At 66.5% G+C, this 995-nt stretch carries 1 protein-coding gene; it reads right to left on the bottom strand.

What is annotated here, in order from left to right:
* A partial coding sequence (locus MLGJGCBP_RS22435) for a DUF4193 domain-containing protein (RefSeq protein WP_160098094.1) occupies positions 1–245 on the bottom strand: 245 nt, incomplete at its 3' end.
* Between the last annotated feature and the right edge of the window lie 750 nt (positions 246–995).

The raw sequence follows: 995 nt of genomic DNA, 5'->3' as shown, positions 1-995 counted from the left end.
CGGTGGTGGACCAGGAAGCAACTGGTGCAGGTGAATTCGTCCGCCTGCTTCGGGAGGACGCGGACGGTCAGTTCCTCCCCGGACAGGTCGGCGCCGGGCAGTTCGAAGGATTCGGCGGTGTCGGTGTCCTCGACGTCCACGGCGGGGGACTGGGTGTCTTTCCGGCTGGCGGTCAGCTGTTCGAGGGACGTATCCGAGGTCTCGTCGGATTCGGTGACTCTGGGGGCGTCGTAGTCGGTGGCCATGCCTGGTGCGTCCTCATGTTCCTCGGTGTTCGGACCCGCCAGATTAGAGGGTGCGTCGGCGCGCCACGCCCTCGGGGTGTGGCGTGCGGTGGCTAACGTCGTGGGGCGGTGGGGGATCGTGAGGCCCCGGGTACGGTTCCACACGCCAGGTTTGCCTCTGGGCATCACGACGGGGGTCGGTTCTTTCCTGCTGTCAGTGCCGTGTCGGTGCGCTCGCTTGCTTGCTCTGCCGGGAGCCGGGACTGAGAGTCTTCCCATCATGCGGCAACTTCTCGCTGATCACGAATCTTTTGTCACCGTGGTGATGGTTGTGGTCGTGGTAGCGCTCGCCGCCGCGGTGTGGACGATCTTCCGTTGACCGGCGCGGTGCCGGATCGTGTGGTGCGGCGGCGGACGTGGGGTAGGTGGTGTGCGGAGTCGCTGTGCACGGTGCCGCGATCATCGTCGACCGAAGATTGTTTCGAACCCTGCAGACTCATCCACACCGATGACCCTGCCGCGCCCGTGGCTGTGACGGTGCTCCGGGTGGTGGGTGTGCGTGGTCCGATGCGGCGACCACGGGGTCGAGGTCGCCGGTTTGCCGCCGTGGGGGGCGTGGTGTGCGTACCGCGGATGGCTGCCACACCGGGTGGTGGTGGCCTGCTGAGCAGCAGTAGTAGTGGTGGTGGGGAACGCTACCAAGCGCAGCCCCCGCCAACGATGGAGATCAGCTGGCAGGGGCGCTACACGGTCAACCTGCACGTAGTGGTG

The organism is Rhodococcus sp. T7, from assembly GCF_009872365.1.
Taxonomy (GTDB): Bacteria; Actinomycetota; Actinomycetes; order Mycobacteriales; family Mycobacteriaceae; genus Rhodococcus_F.
Note: the sequence above shows the minus strand (reverse complement) of the source record. Positions and strands in the feature narration are given on the sequence as shown.